Source organism: Microbacterium oleivorans, assembly GCF_013389665.1.
In the GTDB taxonomy this organism is placed as follows: domain Bacteria; phylum Actinomycetota; class Actinomycetes; order Actinomycetales; family Microbacteriaceae; genus Microbacterium; species Microbacterium oleivorans_C.
On sequence record NZ_CP058316.1, the window covers coordinates 21578 to 37635 of the forward strand.

The following is a 16058-nucleotide window of genomic DNA, read 5'->3' on the forward strand; positions in this document are numbered from 1 at the left end:
GCGGTGACCCAGATCCGTCGCCGGGCCTCCGCAGAGAAGACGAAGCCCACTCCGTTCTGGTTGGCCGCCGCCGTCGTGCTGCCGGCCGTCGGGTTGCTCACCAAGATCGAGGTCGAGGGCGGCGAGCATCTCCCGGCCGACGGCCCATATGTGCTCGCCCCCAATCACTACAGCGAGTTCGATCCGATCGTCGTCGCGGTGGCGACCTGGCGGCTCGGCCGGGCGCCGCGGTTCATGGCCAAGGAGAGCCTGTTCCGGGTTCCGGTGGTCGGCTGGGTCCTGAGGGGGCTCGGCATGATCCCGGTGTCGCGCACGACGTCGGCATCTGCGGCCGGCCAGGCGATCGCCCAGGCGGCCGAGCTCGCCGCCGACGGGCGAGGCGTCATCGTCTACCCCGAGGGGTCGCTCACGCGCGAGCCCGACCTCTGGCCCATGCGCGGCAAGTCGGGCGCGGTCCGCGTCGCGGTCGCCGGTGACATCCCGGTGATCCCGGTCGCGACCTGGGGTGTCCAGGCGATCATGCCGCGCTACGGGAGGTTCAGCGTCTGGCCGCTGCGCAAGCGCGTGCGCGTGCGGTTCGGTCCCCGGGTCGAGCTGGCGCTCGCGTCCGGGCAGACCCCGACGCCGGCGCAGCTGGTCGCGGCGACCGACACGGTGATGGCACGCATCGCGGGACTGCTCGGCGAACTCCGCGGCGAGCAGCCGCCCGCACAGCGGTGGAACCCGGGCCAGCACGGACAGAAGGAGACGGGTCGCCTTGAGCCGTAAGCCCGAACCCGACGGCCCCCGCGTCGCCGTCGTCGGCTCCGGTAGCTGGGGCACGACGTTCGGCAAAGTGCTCGCCGACGGCGGCGCCCGTGTCACGATGTGGGCGCGCCGGGCCGAGCTCGCCCAGGAGATCCACGAAGGCAAGCGCAACAGCCGCTACCTGCCGGGTATCAATCTGCCCCGGTCGATGACCGCGACGCATCACCTCTCCGAGGCGCTCGCGGGCGCCGACCAGGTCTACCTCGCCGTGTCGAGCCAGGCCCTCCGCGAGAACCTGAAGGCCATCCGCCCCCTGCTCTCGAGCAGCACGGTGCCCGTGGTGTCGCTCATGAAGGGTGTCGAGAAGCGGACCGGACTGCGGATGAGCCAGGTCATCGAACAGGAGCTCGGGTGCGACCCGAGCCGCATCGCCGTCGCCTCGGGCCCCAACCTCGCCCTCGAGATCGCCCGCGAGCAGCCGACGGCCGCGGTCATCGCCTCCACCAGCCAGGAGACGGCCGAGGCGGTCGCGCTGCGTTCGCGCAACGCCTACTTCCGCTCTTTCGTGAACACCGACGTCATCGGCACGGAGTTCGGCGGGGTGCTGAAGAACCTCATCGCGGTCGCCATCGGCATCGTCGACGGTGTGGGGTACGGCGAGAACACGAAGGCCTCGATCATCACGCGCGGCCTCGTCGAGATGACCGACTTCGCCGTCGTCCAGGGTGCGCAGCCCGAGACCCTTCAGGGCCTCGCGGGGCTCGGCGACCTGATCGCGACCTGCCAGTCGCCCCTCAGCCGCAACAACACGGCGGGACGGTTGCTCGGCCAGGGATACTCCTTCCAGGACGTCGTGAAGCAGATGGACCAGACCGCCGAGGGGCTCGCCTCAGTCGCCCCGGTGCTCCAACTCGCGCGCGAGGCCGGGATCCGCATGCCGATCGTGGAGCAGGTCAAGATGGTCCTGGACGGCACCATGAATCCGCGCGACATCGCGCCCCACCTGACCACCGACGACGACAAGCCGACCGGCGAGAGGACCCACCATGGCGATGACGACAGTAGCGGTCCTGTTCGGCGGGCGCTCCAGCGAGCATTCGATCAGTTCCGCCACGGCCGGCGGGGTGCTGCGCGCGATCGACCGTGAGCGCTACCGGGTGATCCCGGTGGGGATCACCCGCGACGGCGCCTTCGTGCTCGAGGACGACGACGCCGACAAGTTCGCGCTCGACCCCGAGCGCATGCCGGAGGTCGTCGACAACGGCACGCGCGTGCTCTGGCCGGAGCCGGGTGGGCGCCGGGAGCTGCGGGTGCGCCGCGCCGACGGCACCGTCGACTCCCTCGCCGAGATCGATGTCGTGCTGCCGATCCTCCACGGGCCCCACGGCGAGGACGGCACCATCCAGGGCTTCTTCGACACGTTGCAGCTGCCGTACGCCGGGGGAGGCGTGTTCGATTCGGCGCTGTGCATGGACAAGCACTTCATGAAGGTCGTGCTCCAGGCCGCCGGCATTCCGGTCGCACCGTGGGTCACCGTCGACGAGGCGCGCTGGCGCCGTGATCCCGAGGGAGTGCGCGCGGATGCCGCCGCCCTCGGCGTGCCGAGCTTCGTCAAGCCCGCGCGCGCGGGATCGAGCGTCGGGGTGTCGAAGGTGCACGAGCCCGCAGAGCTCGACGCCGCACTCGAGCTCGCGTTCGCCGAGGACGCCAAGGTCCTCATCGAGCCGGCCGTGGTCGGGCGCGAGGTGGAGGTCGCCGTCCTCGAGGGGCGCGGCGAGGAGCCCACCCGCGCGTCGCTGCCCGGCGAGATCGTGCTGACCACCCGCGAGTTCTACGATTTCGAGGGCAAGTATCTCGGCGGCGACGGGGCGGAGGTCGTGTGCCCCGCCGACGTCACCGACGGCGAGACGGCCGCGCTGCAGGCGATGGCCGTCGCGGCGTTCGAGGCGGTCGGCGGACGCGGTCTCGCGCGCGTGGACTTCTTCCAGACAGCCGACGGCCTCGTCGTCAACGAGCTCAACACGATGCCGGGGTTCACGCCCATCTCGATGTTCCCCAAGTGCTGGATCGCCTCGGGGATGAGCTACGGAGAGCTGATCGCCGAGCTGATCGAGGTCGCGCTGGCCCGCGTGCCGCAGCGCGCCTGAGGGAGAGCGTCGCCAGCGGCGGTCGCGCTTTCAGGGGGCGACGGGCGAGGGGACGGGGGTCGCCTCGGCCCGGTCCACGCAGGCTCCGCCGTCGCGGGGGAGTCTCGACACCAGCGGTGAGAGCGCCTCGAGCACGTCGCGGCTCGACACGCCCTGGATCTCGTCCGAGACCTCCGTGTCGAAATAGAGCTCGACGGCCGGTTCGCGTCCGAACGTCGTCACACGGAAACGGGGTGCCTCGGACTCGTCGATCACCCAGTCGACCCCGGAGACCGACTCGCAGCGCAGCGTGGTCGGCCCGGGGGAGGCCACACCGCACGAGAAGATCACCGTCGTCGGATCGCCCCATGCCGCCGTGGACTGGCTGTCGGTCCAGCGGCGCTCCGCGCCCGCGACCGAGTCGGGCAGGCGCACCATCACGTCGGCGCACGCGGTGGAGTCGGATTCGGGAGCCGCTTCCACCGACACCGTGCCCGCGCACCCGGCGAGCAGGAGCGTCGCCGAGACCAGGATCGAAACGGGGATCGTGCGGCGGCGCGGCATTCCTCCAGCGTACTGCGCTCGTGAACCCGCGCCCGGCGACGCAGGGCGCAGCAGGGGGGACGGGTAGCGTGAAGGCATGTCCGACCCCTCCCGTGCCACGCCCGTCGGCGAGATGACCGAGGAGGAGGTCCTGCGACGCATCCTCGCGCGGCTCGGCCCCGCCGACGTAGAGGTCGGGCCGGGCGACGACGCCGCCGTCCTGGCCCTCGCGGACCCGCGGGTCGTTGTCACCACCGACACGCTCGTCCACGGCCCGGATTTCCGGCTGGCATGGTCGAGCGGCCTCGATCTCGGCGCCAAGTCGGCCGCCGTGAACCTCGCCGACATCGCGGCGATGGGTGCGCGGCCGGTGGCGCTGTTCGTGGCGCTGGCCATGCCCGAGGACACGACCATCGGCTTCGTCGACGACCTCGCGACGGGACTGCGCGAGGCGTGCGACGAGCTCGCTCCCGGATGCCGCGTCGCCGGCGGCGACCTCACCGTCTCGACGACGCTGACGATCGCGGTGACCGCGGTCGGCGAGCTCGAGCCCGGGCGGCGGCCGGTGCTGCGGTCGGGTGCTCGGGCCGGCGACGCGGTGGCGATCGCCGGCGAGGTCGGGCTCGCGGCTGCAGGGCTGCAGATCCTCTTCTCGCGGTTCCGCGACGGCGCGGGCGAGCCGGTGCCGGTGGCCGTCGATACCCTGACGGCGATCGAACGCGGGGCGGTGGCGGGGCAGCTGCGCCCGCGCCCGCCCATCGCGGCCGGTCCGGTGGCCGCCGCGGCGGGCGCCACGGCGATGATGGACGTCTCCGATGGGCTCGTGCGCGACGCGCGTCGGATGGCGCGGGCATCGGGGGTGACCATCGACCTGCACCGCAGCACGCTCGGAGAGGACAGCGAGCGCGCCCTGCACGGCGGCGAGGATCACGCCCTGCTGGCGACGTTCCCGTCCGACGCCCCGCTGCCCGCCGGATTCCGCGTCATCGGCACCGTGGGCGAGGCCGGACCGGAGCCCCTGACCGTCGACGGGCGGGGCGAGGGGGCCGTGGGCGGGTGGGACCCCTACCGGGACTGGGACGGAGGCGGTGGCTGAGCGCTACCGGTCGACGCGCTCGAACCACCACAGGGCGGTGTCGCCGTAGCGCTTCGACCGCAGCGGCGCGAGTGCGCCGGGAACGACCGGTTCGGTCGATCGCGCCGCGCGTTCGACGATCACGAGCGCGCCGTCCTCGGCGGCGTCGCCGACGGCCCCCAGCGTCTGCGCGAGGGCGGTGTCGTCGAGGTCGTACGGCGGGTCGAGGAAGACGAGGTCGAAGCGCAGCGTGGTGGACTGCAGGAACGCGTCGGCGCTGAGGCGGTGCACACGCACCGTGGCGCCGGGCACGGCGCGCGCGACGGTACGGGCGTTGCGCTCGGTCACGTCCGCAGCCGCGGCCGCCTTCTCGACGAGGTCGGCCGACGCCGCGCCCCGGCTGAGGGCCTCCAGGCCGAGGGCACCCGATCCGGCGTACAGATCGAGGACCCGCGCACCGGGGATCGCGCCGGCGGCATCGAGAGCGCCGAACAGGGACTCGCGCACGCGGTCGCTCGTGGGGCGCGTTCCCCGGTCGGGGACGGTCAGCGTGAGCGAGCCCGCGGCGCCGGCGATGATGCGTGTCACGGCGACGTCCGCTCGGGCGTGGTCCCCTCGTCGCGCAGTCGAGGCTCGCTGCGCAGCTCGGGACGGAAGCCCGCCTTGTCGGCGTAGAAGGAGCGGATGACGGACATGTCTGCGCCGACGTCTCCCGTCAGCTCGATCGTCGGGCCGAGGCCGGTGGTCATGGTCGTGCGGTCGACGTAGCCGAGGGTGACCGGCAGACCTGCCGACCGCGCGATGCGGTAGAAGCCGGACTTCCACCCGTTCCGCGATCCGCGCGTGCCGTCGGGCGTGATGACGAGCCCGAACACGTCGCCGGCGGCGATCTGCGTCAGGACGTCGTCGACCACGCGGGAGGGGTCGTCGCGGTCGACGGGGATGCCGCCGAGCCGGCGCATCGGCGCGTTCCGCCAGCCGTGGAAGAGGCTCTTCTTGCCCAGCCATCGGATGGGGATCTGCAGACGCCAGGCGATGGCCAGCATCAGCACGAAGTCCCAGTTCGACGTGTGCGGTGCCCCGATCAGGATGGTCGGCCGCGTCGGGGCGGGGGTGCTGACGAGGCGCCAACGGCTGAACGTCCAGAACAGGCGGGCGAGCGCGCGTCGAAGCATCCTCATACCGTACGGCCTTCGACGGCCGCGGCGTGTCGGCGGCGGTGCCTAGACTCGTCGTCATGCCGAAGGTCGTCCTCGAAACACGCCTCGCGGATGCTGTGGGCGAGAAGGTCGCCGGTACGCTGGCTCGCGCATTCGACATGGTCACGGTGGGCGACCTGCTCGCGCACTATCCGCGCCGGTACGCCCGCCGCGGCGAGCTCACTCCGATCTCGTCGCTCCCCGTGGGCGAGATGGCCACCATCGTGGCCGAGGTGCAGTCGGTCTCGGAGCGTCCGATGCGTCAGCGGAAAGGATCGCTGCTCGAGGTCGTCATCAGCGACGGGGTCGGCACGGCGAGCCTGACGTTCTTCGGTCAGAAGTGGCGGCTGCAAGAGCTGCGGCCCGGACGGCAGGGCATCTTCTCCGGCAAGGTCGGCGTGTTCAAAGGCAAGCAGCAGTTCGCCCACCCCGACTACGAGCTGTTCGACGACGAGCTCGAAGCGCGCGTGACGGCGGTCGCGCGCAGCCTCGAGCCCATCCCGATCTATCCGGCGACGAGCACCGTCACCAGTTGGCAGATCCGCAAGATCATCGCCGATGTCGTCGCCAGGCTCGGCGAGGTCCCCGACCCGCTCCCCGATGAGCTGCGCGAGCGCGAGCAGCTGCTGGACGCGCGCACGGCCCTCGTGCAGGTGCACACCCCCGCGCTGCCCGAGCACGTCGCCCCGGCCTTCTCCACGCTGCGCATGCATGAGGCGTTCGTGCTGCAGGCTGCGCTGCTGCAGCACCGCGTCCAGGTGCGTCAGCTCGCAGCGACGACGCGTCCTGCCGGCGACCTCCTGGCCTCCTTCGACGCGGCGCTGCCCTTCGAGCGGACCCCCGATCAGGTCTCGGTGGGCGAGACCATCGCCGCCGACCTCGAGCACGAGTGGCCCATGAACCGTCTGGTCCAGGGCGAGGTGGGGTCGGGCAAGACCCTCGTGGCGCTGCGCGCCATGCTGCAGGTCGCGCAGTCGGGCGGTCAGTCCGCGCTCATCGCTCCGACCGAGGTGCTCGCCGCCCAGCACGTGCGTTCCATCGCGCGCATGCTCGGACCGCGGCTGGCCCCCGAGCTGATGCCGACGCTGCTGACCGGTGCCCAGTCGGCGGGTGAACGTCGCAAGGCGGCCCTGCGGGCCGCCTCGGGCCAGGCGCGGATCGTGGTCGGCACGCACGCGCTGCTGAGCGCGTCGACGACGTTCGCCGACCTCGGTCTGGTCGTGGTCGACGAGCAGCATCGTTTCGGCGTGGAGCAGCGCGAGGCGCTGCGCGCGAAGGGGACGTCTCCGCACGTGCTGGTCCTCACCGCCACCCCCATTCCGCGCACGGTCGCCATGACCGTGTTCGGCGATCTCGACGTCTCGACCATCCGGACGATGCCCACCGGCCGTGCGGGGATCACCACGTTCGTCGCGCCCCTCGCCGAGAAGCCCGGCTGGTTCGGTCGCGTGTGGGAGCGGGTGGCCGAGGAGGTGGCGCAGGGGCGGCAGGCCTTCGTCGTGTGCGCGGCCATCGACGCCGAGAAGTCCGTGGTCGACGACACCGACGACGCAGGCGTGCTCGAGGACGGCACCCGCACCCGCACGCGGTGGGGCGTGGTCCAAGCGCGGGCGCTCCTCGACCAGCACCCCGCGTTCGCGGACCTGAGGGTGGCGACCCTGCACGGCAAGATGCCGGCTGACGAGAAGGACGCCGTCATGCAGGCCTTCGCGCGCGGAGAGATCGACGTGCTGGTGGCCACGACCGTCGTCGAGGTGGGCGTGGACGTGCCGAACGCCTCGACCATGGTGATCCTCGAGGCCGAGCGGTTCGGGGTGTCGCAGCTGCACCAGCTGCGCGGCCGCGTCGGCCGCGGCAGCGTTCCGGGCCTGTGCCTGCTCGTGACGGAGGCCGATCCCGACACCTCCGCCCGCTCGCGCGTCGAGGCGGTCGCCGCGACGCTGGACGGGTTCTCGCTCGCGGAGGTCGACCTGGAGCTGCGCGGCGAGGGCGACGTGCTCGGCGACGCGCAGTCGGGCGGGCGCTCGTCGTTGCGGCTGCTGCGGGTCGTCGCGGACGCCGACCTCATCGCGCAGGCCAGGGAGGAGGCGGCGCGAGTGCTGGAGGACGACCCCGACCTCTCGCGGCATCCGGGTCTGGCCGATGCCATCGCCCGGCGCCTCGGCGAAGACGAACGCAGCGCGCTGCACAGGAACTAGGCTCGGATCCATGAGCAACCGGATCGCGGTCGTCCCCGGCTCCTTCGATCCGCCGACCCTCGGCCATCTCGACGTCATCCGCCGGGCGGCGGGTCTCTACGACCAGCTGCACGTCCTCGTCGTGCACAATCCCGGCAAAGAGGCCATGCTGCCGATCGCTCAGCGGCAAGCGCTGCTGGAGCAGTCGATAGATGACGCCGGCATCGAGGGCGAGATCGTCGTGGCGGCGTGGAGCATGGGCCTCCTCGTCGACTACGCGACCGATGTGGGTGCGGGCATCCTCGTGAAGGGCATCCGTTCGCAGGTCGACGTCGCCTACGAGACTCCGATGGCGATCGTCAACCGTCATCTCGCGCAGATAGAGACCGTGTTCCTGCTGCCCGATCCGGCGCACGCGCTCGTCTCGAGCTCGCTCGTCCGTCAGGTGGCGTCTCTGGGAGGCGACGTCTCGCCCTTCGTGCCCGCCCCGGTCGCACGCTTCCTCGACACCGGATCGCGCGGTATCTGAGACCACCCGCGATGCGGCGACTACCATTGTCGATCGTGGGTAGAAAGCACGTCACCGGACCATTCGTCATCCCCGCGCACGACATCGTGCGCCAGCCGGGGGAGATGCGGGAGTTCGCGTTCAGCGTCCCCGCGCCCGCGAAGTGGGGCGAGGGCCTCGTCTTCGTGCCCGAGGGGCAGTCCGTCGACCTCGAGGTCCGCCTCGAGTCGGTGCACGAGGGCGTTCTCGTGACGGCGGAGGCCGACACGTTCTACGAGGGGGTGTGCGGGCGCTGCCTCACCGACCTGACACACCCGCTCCGAATCGAGTTTCAGGAGCTCTTCGGGTATTCTGGAGATGAAGCGTCCGACTTCGAGGTTCAAGACGACCACGTGGATCTTGAAACTCCGGTCAGGGATTCGATCGTCCTGGCGCTTCCGTTCCAGCCGGTGTGTCAGCCGGACTGCCCCGGGCTCGACCCGGAGACGGGCGAGAAGGTGGCGCCGGGAACGCAGTCTGCGGAGCAGACGCCGATCGATCCGCGCTGGGCCGCGCTGACGGCCTACACCCCAGACCACGACGACGCAGAGAACCGCGTCGCCACCGATACAGAGAAGAGCTAGCCATGGCAGGTAACCCCCCGAAGCGGAAGGTCTCCCGCTCCAACACGCGTTCGCGTCGTGCGCAGTGGAAGGCCGAGGCTCCCACGCTCGTCAAGACCATCGAGAACGGCAAGGTCGTCTACAGCCGTCCTCACCAGGCGAAGGTCGTCACCGACTCGCAGGGCACCGAGCTGTTCCTCGAGTACAAGGGTCGCAAGGTCGCCGACGTCTGACGTCCGCGGCGTGACCGACATCTCCGTGGAGCGCACCGCGCTCACCGACAAGCTCGGGGTCGACATCGACCCCGAGCTTCTGTCGCTCGCGCTGACGCACCGCTCCCACGCGTACGAGAATGGCGGCTCGCCTCATAACGAGCGCCTGGAGTTCCTCGGGGACTCCATTCTCGGGCAGGCGGTGACGGTGCACCTGTTCCGCACGCACCCCGACCTCGACGAGGGCTCGCTCGCCAAGCGGCGGGCGAGCGTGGTCTCGACCGTCGCGTTGGCCGAGGTCGCGCGCGCGATCGGGCTGGGGGAGCACATCCTGCTCGGCCGCGGTGAGACCCAGACGGGCGGGCGCGACAAGGACTCGATCCTCGCCGACGCCATGGAGGCCGTCATCGGGGCGGCGTTCCTGTCCGCAGGCCCGGATCGCGCGCAAGAACTCGTGCTCCGCCTGGTCGCCCCACTCCTCGCGGACCCCGCGCGCTACGGTGCGGCGATGGATCCGAAGACGTCCCTTCAGGAGCTCGCGGCACACCTGAGCCTCGCGCCGCCGGTGTACCGCGTCGAGGCCTCGGGCCCCGACCACAACCGCGTCTTCACGGCGACCGTGACGGTCGGCGATGTCGCACGCGACGGGATGGGCTCGAGCAAGAAGCAGGCCGAGATGGCCGCCGCCCTCGCCGTGTGGCACGTGCTCTCCGCCCGTGCCTGAGCTTCCCGAGGTCGAGGTGGTCCGCGCTGGTCTCGCCCCCGCGCTCGTGGGGGCTCGCATCGAGGCGTGCACCGTGCTCGATGCGCGAGCACTCACTCGGCATCCGGGAACGCCGGCATCGTTCGAGGGTGAGCTGGTGGGCCGCTCGATCGCCGGTGCGGCGCGACGCGGGAAGTTCCTCTGGTTCCCGATCGCGGGCGTTCCACGTGCCGTCGTCGCACACCTCGGGATGAGCGGGCAGATGCTGCTGCGCGAGTCCGGATCGCCCACCGAGCGGCACGAGCGGATCCGATGGGACATCGTGCATCCGGGGCACGGCGAGCTGTCGGTCCTCTTCGTGGATCAGCGCACGTTCGGCTCCCTCGCCGTCGACGACCTCCTGCCCGCGCCCGACGGCGCTGCGGGTGGGCGTGGCACCGACGAAGCCCTGGTGCCCGGCCAGGTGGCCCACATCGCCCGTGACCCGCTCGATCCCGCGTTCGATCGACGACGGTTCCACAGCGAGGCGGCACGCCGGTCCTCAGCGATCAAGCGCGTGCTCCTCGATCAGGCGTTCGTCAGCGGGATCGGCAACATCTACGCCGACGAGGCGCTCTGGGCCGCGCGCATCCACCCGGAGACCCCCGCCTCGTCGCTCTCGCGAGCTTCGCGGGAACGTCTTCTCGAGAGCGTGGTCGAGGTGATGACGAAGGCTCTGGCCGAGGGGGGCACGAGCTTCGACACGCAGTACGTCAACGTCAACGGGCAGGCCGGGTACTTCGCCCACTCGCTCGAGGCCTACGGCCGCACCGGTGCGCCCTGCTCGCGATGCGGCTCGGCCATCGTGCGAGTCGCATTCACGAACCGGTCCTCGCACTACTGCCCGAGGTGTCAGCGCCGCCGTCGGTGACGCGCTTCTGCCACGCGCCTTCGTAGGACACTGCGGCGAAACCGATCGCCTCGTTGATGTCGAGCATCGGACGGTTCTCTTCGGCGTTGTAGGTGATGACCCGAGGGGAGGCCGGAGCGATCCCGCGCCACGCGACGAGTGCCGCGCACTTGACGAGCATCCCGAGCCGGTGACCCCGATGCGCCGCCGCGACGAGCGTGTCGTGCTGGTGTGTCGCGCGCGTGCGGTCGGCGCCGATCATCAATTCGGTGAACGCCGCGAGTCGTCCCGTCTCGATGTGCTGCGCTGCGGTCACCAGCAGCGTCTGGGCGGCATCGACGTAGCGTGCGTCGTGACGGGCGAGGCGCGCGGCATCCCAGATCTCCTCGTCGACGTCGAGGGCGGCAGCCGGGGCATCGGTCGACATGCGCGATTTGAGCCACGCGTATCCGTCGACGTATTCCGTCGGTGTCGGCGCAGTCCATGAGACCACCCGGTAGCCGGATGCGGCCTCGGTGGCGCGGAGCAGATGCGCGTCGACCGTGGCCGCGGCCGAGGCGAGGTCGAGCACGCTCTTGCGGTAGATCTGCTCCAGCCGGTACCCGTGCCCCAGGAGGAAGCGCGCAGCGCGGTCGAGCGGGACCTCACCGTGACCCGTCGGAGCCGGCAGACGTTCGCCGGTCCGCTCGGGGTGCTGTACGTAGGACTGCAGCGCGTGACGGTCATGGGCCAGCGCGGTCTGCTCGATGAGCTGAAGGGCCGCTGCGCCGATGCCTCGGCCGTGGACCTCCCGCAGCAGCTCGATGAACCAGAAGGCGGTGTCGGACCCGTCCTCGTGGGGGATGTCGAGGCCCGCACGGCCCACGAGGCGACCCGCCCAAACGGCAAGCCACAGGTAGCGCGTCTCGTCGGGCGTCGGTCGGTAGTGGGGGAGCAGCTCTTCGGGGCGGACCGAGTCGTCGTCGTCGCCCGCGATCTCCCGATAGACGAGATTGCGTACGCGGGTCATCTCGTTGAAGTCCATCGCGCCCGGACCGCGCAGGTCGACGGGTACGGGCAGAGGACGCAGCTCGAGCTGCGCGGTGGTGTCGTTCATGTTCTTCTCCGGGTGGTGCGGGGCCCCGGAGCCGGGGCCCCGCACGGTTCAGCGGTACGGGGTGAGGAGGTACTCGCGCATCCAGTGGCGCTCGCGTTCCTCGCGCGCTGCGAGCTGCTCGCGTCGTTGTGCGACCTCGGGCGCGGAGCTCGCACCCCGGTCGGCACTCCAGAGGATCAGCCGCGCCGCGAGGCGCAACGCGAGCCGCTGGAGGAGGGTCGGACGGCCGTCAGCCGCCTGCTCGGGGATGACGGGTCGCGCGGGCGCGACATCGGGACGTCGTTGGACGACGGTGTTCATGGTGTCCTCGTTCGAAGAGGGCGGACGTGCGGGGCGACGATGGCGTCGCGGAGGCAGCCGGAGCTGCGGCCCGCGCGCACGAGGAGGCGGGCGCGGGCAGGAAGGCGGAACGGGGCGAGGGACTCGCGGACTCAGGCGTTCAGCGGAGCACCCATGACGGCGGCTCCACCGATCACGCAGAAGAAACGGTCGCGGTGCTCGGAACGAACGGCAACAGCGTCGAACGCGGTGACAGAAATCAACATCGGGGAACCTCCTTTCATTGGGGATGCGGAAAGTGACGCTAGCGGTCCCCGCGGTGCGGCGTCAAGTCCCGCCATCGATCCTCCGGTAGCGTGTGGACGTCCATCGACCCGCAGGAGGGCCCGACATGCACCTGAAGAGCGTCACGCTCAAAGGCTTCAAGTCGTTCGCCCAGGCCACGACCTTCGTCCTCGAACCGGGCGTGACCTGCATCGTCGGACCGAACGGTTCGGGCAAGTCCAACGTCGTGGATGCTCTGGCCTGGGTCATGGGCGAACAGGGCGCGAAGACCCTCCGCGGCGGCAAGATGGAGGACGTCATCTTCGCCGGCACCACCACGCGGGGCCCGCTGGGCCGCGCGGAGGTCCAGCTCACGATCGACAATCACGACGGCGTCCTCCCGATCGAGTACGCCGAGGTCACGATCAGCCGGACGTTGTTCCGGAACGGCGCGAGCGAGTACGCCATCAACGGCGAGACCTGCCGGCTCCTCGACGTCCAGGAGCTGCTGAGCGACTCGGGCCTCGGCCGCGAGATGCACGTCATCGTCGGCCAGGGCCGGCTCGACACGGTGCTGCAGGCCAGCGCCGAGGACCGGCGGGGCTTCATCGAGGAGGCCGCGGGCATCCTCAAGCACCGGCGCCGCAAGGAGAAGACCGTTCGCAAGCTCGAGGCGATGGAGGCGAACCTCATGCGCTTGAGCGATCTGGCGGGTGAACTGCGCCGCCAGCTCAAGCCGCTGGGCAAGCAGGCCGAGATCGCGCGGGAGGCGGCGACGATCGCCGCCGTCGTCCGCGACGCGAAGGGGCGACTCTTCGCGGACGACCTCGTGGGACTGCGGACGCAGCTGGCAGATCACGCCCGTGCCGAACACGAGCGCCACTCCGAGCGGCTCGTGCTCCAAGACCAGCTCGACACGGTCAAGCAGCGTATCGACGCACTCGAGGCCGAGCAGCGCTCGGAGGCGGTCGACCGCGCCCGGGCGACGGCGTTCTCGCTCGAACAGGTGCAGGAACGCGTGCGGGGGCTTCACACACTGGCCGCGCAGCGGCGGGCCCTGCTCGAGGATGACGGCCAGCTCGCGCTCGAGGTCAGCACGGTCGGGCAGTCGGCGATCGACGAGGCACGCGGGGAGGTCGACGAGATCGCTGCGGGTGTGGGCGATGCGCAGGACCTCGCCGCCGCGGCGTCGCGCGACGTCATCCGGGCCCGAGCCGAGCTGGATGCGCTCGATTCCGACATCGCCGCGCAGAGCGCGCTGGTATCCGAACACGACATGCGGCTGACGAAGCTCCGGGGTCGCGCCGATGCCGCCGCGTCCCGCCTCGAGGCGCTTCGGGCCGCGGTGGACCGGCAGCAGCGTGGCCTCGATGCCGCCCGCGTCCGACGATCGGAGGCGGAGGCGGCACTGGCTGCCGTGCAGGCCGATTCGGCGCCCGAGGCGAGCTCTGCGGAGCACACGGCAGCCTACGATCGCGCCCAGCGCGATTCCGCCGAGGCGGAGTCCGAGGTCTCGGGCATCCGCGAGCGGCTGCACGCGGCCGAGCGTGAGGTCGAATCCCTCACCGCCCAGACCGCCGCGCTCCGGCGAGCCCTCGAGGTCCGCAACGCGGCCGCCGACCTGCTGGCACGGGGCGCCTCGGGTCTGCGGTCCCTGGTCGCCGACGCGGTGAAGGTCGAACCCGGGTACGAGGCGCCCGTCGCCGCTGCCCTCGGGGCCCTGGCCGAGGGGATCCTCGTCGACGACATGACCGCCGCCGTGGGCGCCGCCGATGCGGCGCGCTCCGACGATCTCGGGGTCGTGGACATCGTTCTGGCCGAAGCGGATGCCGGAGACGCGATCGAGCCCGTCGACGGCGTCGTGCGGGCTGTCGACGTGACGGCAGCGCCGCCGGGCGTGCTCGGCTACCTGTCGGGCGTGGTCATCGTCGCCGACCTCGCCGACGCCGCCCGGGTCCGGGAGGAGCTCGCCCCGCGTGACCGCGACCGTGCCGTGATCGTCACGCGTCAGGGCGAGCTGGTCTCGTGGCGGACCGTCCGCGCGGGCTCGGGCGAGGGCCGCTCGCGCCTCGAGCTGGCCGCGGAGCGCGACGCGGCCGCGGATCGTCTGTCGGAGATGGTCGTCGTCGCCGACGCGCTGCGGGAATCGTTGTCCGACGCACAGGCGACGTGGAACGAGGCGCGTTCACGCACGCGCACGTCGCTCGACACGTTGCGAGCGCACGATGCGGCGCTGGCCGCGGATGCCGAGAAGCTCAACCGGGCCACCGTCCGATACGAGGCTGCGGTGGCCGAGTGCGACAGGCTCGAAGCGGGCCTGGCTCCCGCGGCGGCCGGGGTGGCCGAGGCCGAGACCGCGGCGCGCGATGCCGACGAGGCGTGGGGTGCCGCCGCCGCCGCGCCCCGGCCGATCCTCGACGCCTCCGCCCGCGACGGCCTCCTCGACGCCCTCGAGAAGGCGCGCGAGAGCGAGATGCGCGCGCGCCTGGACGTCGAGACCCTTCGCGAACGCGTCCGTGCCGGCGAGGCCCGGGTCGTCCAGCTGGAGCGGCAGCGCGAGCGCGAGAAGGCCGCCGCCGCCGAGGCAGCCCGTCGCGCCGTGATCCGGCGTCGACAGCGCGAGATCGCGGATGCCGTCGCGGCACAGCTTCCTCCGCTGCTGGAGTCGATCGATCGGTCGGTGGCCCAGGCACGCGTCGAGCTGGGGCGCGCCGAGCAGGCTCGCAGCGAGATCACCGCCGAGCTCGCCGACCTGCGGCAGCGCGACCAGTCCGCTCGTGCCCGGCTCGCTGCGTTGACCGAGTCGGTGCACGGCCTCGAGATGCAGATGCACGAGAAGCGACTGCACGTGACGAGCCTGCTCGAGCGTGTCTCATCCGAGCTCGGTTTCGATGAGCACATTCTCGTTTCGGAATACGGCCCCGATCAGCCGATCCCGGGCGACGAGGGAATCGAGGCGCCCTTCGACCGCGCGGCGCAGCGACGACGGCTGGCGGAGGCCGAGCGCAAGCTCGCACAGCTCGGTCGTGTCAACCCGTTGGCATTGGAGGAGTTCGCTGCGCTCGAGCAGCGGCATGCCTTCCTGACGGAGCAGCTCGCGGATCTCACCCAGACGCGCGCCGACCTTCTCACGATCATCGATGAGCTCGACGAGCGGATGCAGACGATCTTCCTCGCGGCCTTCGAAGACACGAAGGTCGCCTTCGGCGAGGTCTTCCCGATCCTGTTCCCGGGCGGTACCGGCAGCATCTCGCTGACCGACCCCGATCACCCCCTCACCACCGGCATCGAGGTCTCGGTGCGCCCGGTCGGAAAGAAGATCGAACGGCTGTCGCTGCTGTCGGGAGGTGAGCGGTCGCTGGCGGCGGTGGCTCTGCTCACCGCGATCTTCAAGGCCAGGCCCAGCCCGTTCTACATCCTCGACGAGGTCGAGGCGGCGCTCGACGATGCGAACCTCGGACGGCTGCTCGGAGTCTTCGAGCAGCTCCGGGAATCGAGTCAGCTCATCGTCATCACCCATCAGAAGCGCACGATGGAGATCGCGGACGCGCTCTACGGGGTGTCGATGCGGCAGGACGGGGTGTCGGCCGTCGTCGGTCAGCGCGTACGGGAGCGCGCGGGCGCCGTAGGCTGAAGGC

The 16058-nt window shown here is 71.3% G+C and carries 16 protein-coding genes; 11 read left to right on the plus strand and 5 right to left on the minus strand.

Translation table 11 applies throughout. The features are described from left to right. Window positions 1-3: 3 nt before the first annotated feature. The 3 genes from HW566_RS00120 to HW566_RS00130 are packed head-to-tail and all read left to right on the plus strand — an operon-like array spanning window position 4 to window position 2894. A complete protein-coding gene (locus HW566_RS00120; RefSeq protein WP_178009339.1) occupies window positions 4-768 on the plus strand; it encodes a lysophospholipid acyltransferase family protein in 765 nt (254 codons plus the stop codon). Further along, a complete protein-coding gene (locus tag HW566_RS00125) occupies window positions 758-1894 on the plus strand; it encodes an NAD(P)H-dependent glycerol-3-phosphate dehydrogenase (protein ID WP_178009340.1) in 1137 nt (378 codons plus the stop codon). Before HW566_RS00120 ends, HW566_RS00125 begins: the two co-directional genes overlap by 11 nt. Beyond that, window positions 1794-2894, plus strand: a complete 1101-nt coding sequence (locus HW566_RS00130; RefSeq protein WP_178009341.1) for a D-alanine--D-alanine ligase family protein — start codon at window positions 1794-1796, stop codon at window positions 2892-2894. The genes HW566_RS00125 and HW566_RS00130 overlap by 101 nt, the downstream gene beginning before the upstream one ends. 30 nt (window positions 2895-2924) lie before the next feature. Here HW566_RS00130 and HW566_RS00135 read toward each other — a convergent pair whose 3' ends face one another. Further along, a complete protein-coding gene (locus HW566_RS00135) occupies window positions 2925-3437 on the minus strand; it encodes a DUF3515 family protein (RefSeq protein ID WP_178009343.1) in 513 nt (170 codons plus the stop codon). 76 nt (window positions 3438-3513) lie between these two features. Here HW566_RS00135 and thiL point away from each other — a divergent pair, with 76 nt between their 5' ends. Continuing rightward, a complete protein-coding gene (thiL, locus tag HW566_RS00140; RefSeq protein ID WP_178009344.1) occupies window positions 3514-4512 on the plus strand; it encodes a thiamine-phosphate kinase in 999 nt (332 codons plus the stop codon). 3 nt (window positions 4513-4515) lie between these two features. Here the strand turns inward: thiL and rsmD are convergent, their stop codons facing one another. Next, window positions 4516-5079: a 16S rRNA (guanine(966)-N(2))-methyltransferase RsmD gene (gene rsmD / locus HW566_RS00145; protein ID WP_178009346.1), complete on the minus strand. Its 564-nt coding sequence runs from the start codon at window positions 5077-5079 to the stop codon at window positions 4516-4518. Then, on the minus strand, window positions 5076-5666 hold the full coding sequence (locus tag HW566_RS00150; protein ID WP_178009348.1) for a 1-acyl-sn-glycerol-3-phosphate acyltransferase: 591 nt from the start codon (window positions 5664-5666) through the stop codon (window positions 5076-5078). Before HW566_RS00150 ends, rsmD begins: the two co-directional genes overlap by 4 nt. Window positions 5667-5728: 62 nt before the next feature. Here HW566_RS00150 and HW566_RS00155 point away from each other — a divergent pair, with 62 nt between their 5' ends. The 6 genes from HW566_RS00155 (at window position 5729) to mutM (ending at window position 10802) form a co-directional block, all read left to right on the plus strand. Next, window positions 5729-7888 carry an ATP-dependent DNA helicase RecG gene (locus tag HW566_RS00155; RefSeq protein ID WP_178009350.1) on the plus strand — a complete coding sequence of 720 codons (2160 nt, stop codon included), beginning with the start codon at window positions 5729-5731 and terminating at the stop codon, window positions 7886-7888. 10 nt (window positions 7889-7898) lie between these two features. After that, entirely contained in the window at window positions 7899-8396 is a 498-nt protein-coding gene (coaD, locus tag HW566_RS00160) for a pantetheine-phosphate adenylyltransferase (RefSeq protein WP_178009351.1), read from the plus strand. A gap of 104 nt (window positions 8397-8500) precedes the next feature. Further along, window positions 8501-8998, plus strand: coding sequence for a YceD family protein (locus HW566_RS00165; RefSeq protein ID WP_178009353.1), 498 nt, complete (start codon window positions 8501-8503; stop codon window positions 8996-8998). Between the two features lie 2 nt (window positions 8999-9000). Beyond that, a complete protein-coding gene (rpmF, locus tag HW566_RS00170) occupies window positions 9001-9210 on the plus strand; it encodes a 50S ribosomal protein L32 (RefSeq protein WP_019179169.1) in 210 nt (69 codons plus the stop codon). A 10-nt stretch (window positions 9211-9220) separates the two neighbouring features. Then, window positions 9221-9913 (plus strand): ribonuclease III, encoded by a 693-nt coding sequence (gene rnc / locus HW566_RS00175; RefSeq protein ID WP_178009354.1) that lies wholly within the window; start codon window positions 9221-9223, stop codon window positions 9911-9913. Beyond that, on the plus strand, window positions 9906-10802 hold the full coding sequence (gene mutM, locus HW566_RS00180; RefSeq protein WP_178009355.1) for a bifunctional DNA-formamidopyrimidine glycosylase/DNA-(apurinic or apyrimidinic site) lyase: 897 nt from the start codon (window positions 9906-9908) through the stop codon (window positions 10800-10802). Before rnc ends, mutM begins: the two co-directional genes overlap by 8 nt. On the opposite strand, the gene HW566_RS00185 is transcribed toward mutM, so the two are convergent. Both HW566_RS00185 and HW566_RS00190 read right to left on the minus strand, forming a co-directional pair. Then, window positions 10750-11877 carry a GNAT family N-acetyltransferase gene (locus HW566_RS00185; RefSeq protein WP_178009357.1) on the minus strand — a complete coding sequence of 376 codons (1128 nt, stop codon included), beginning with the start codon at window positions 11875-11877 and terminating at the stop codon, window positions 10750-10752. The two genes, mutM and HW566_RS00185, sit on opposite strands and share 53 nt — an antisense overlap. 48 nt (window positions 11878-11925) lie before the next feature. Further along, window positions 11926-12177: a hypothetical protein gene (locus HW566_RS00190; RefSeq protein WP_178009359.1), complete on the minus strand. Its 252-nt coding sequence runs from the start codon at window positions 12175-12177 to the stop codon at window positions 11926-11928. A 370-nt stretch (window positions 12178-12547) separates the two neighbouring features. Here HW566_RS00190 and smc point away from each other — a divergent pair, with 370 nt between their 5' ends. Next, entirely contained in the window at window positions 12548-16054 is a 3507-nt protein-coding gene (gene smc / locus HW566_RS00195) for a chromosome segregation protein SMC (RefSeq protein WP_178009361.1), read from the plus strand. Window positions 16055-16058 lie beyond the last annotated feature (4 nt).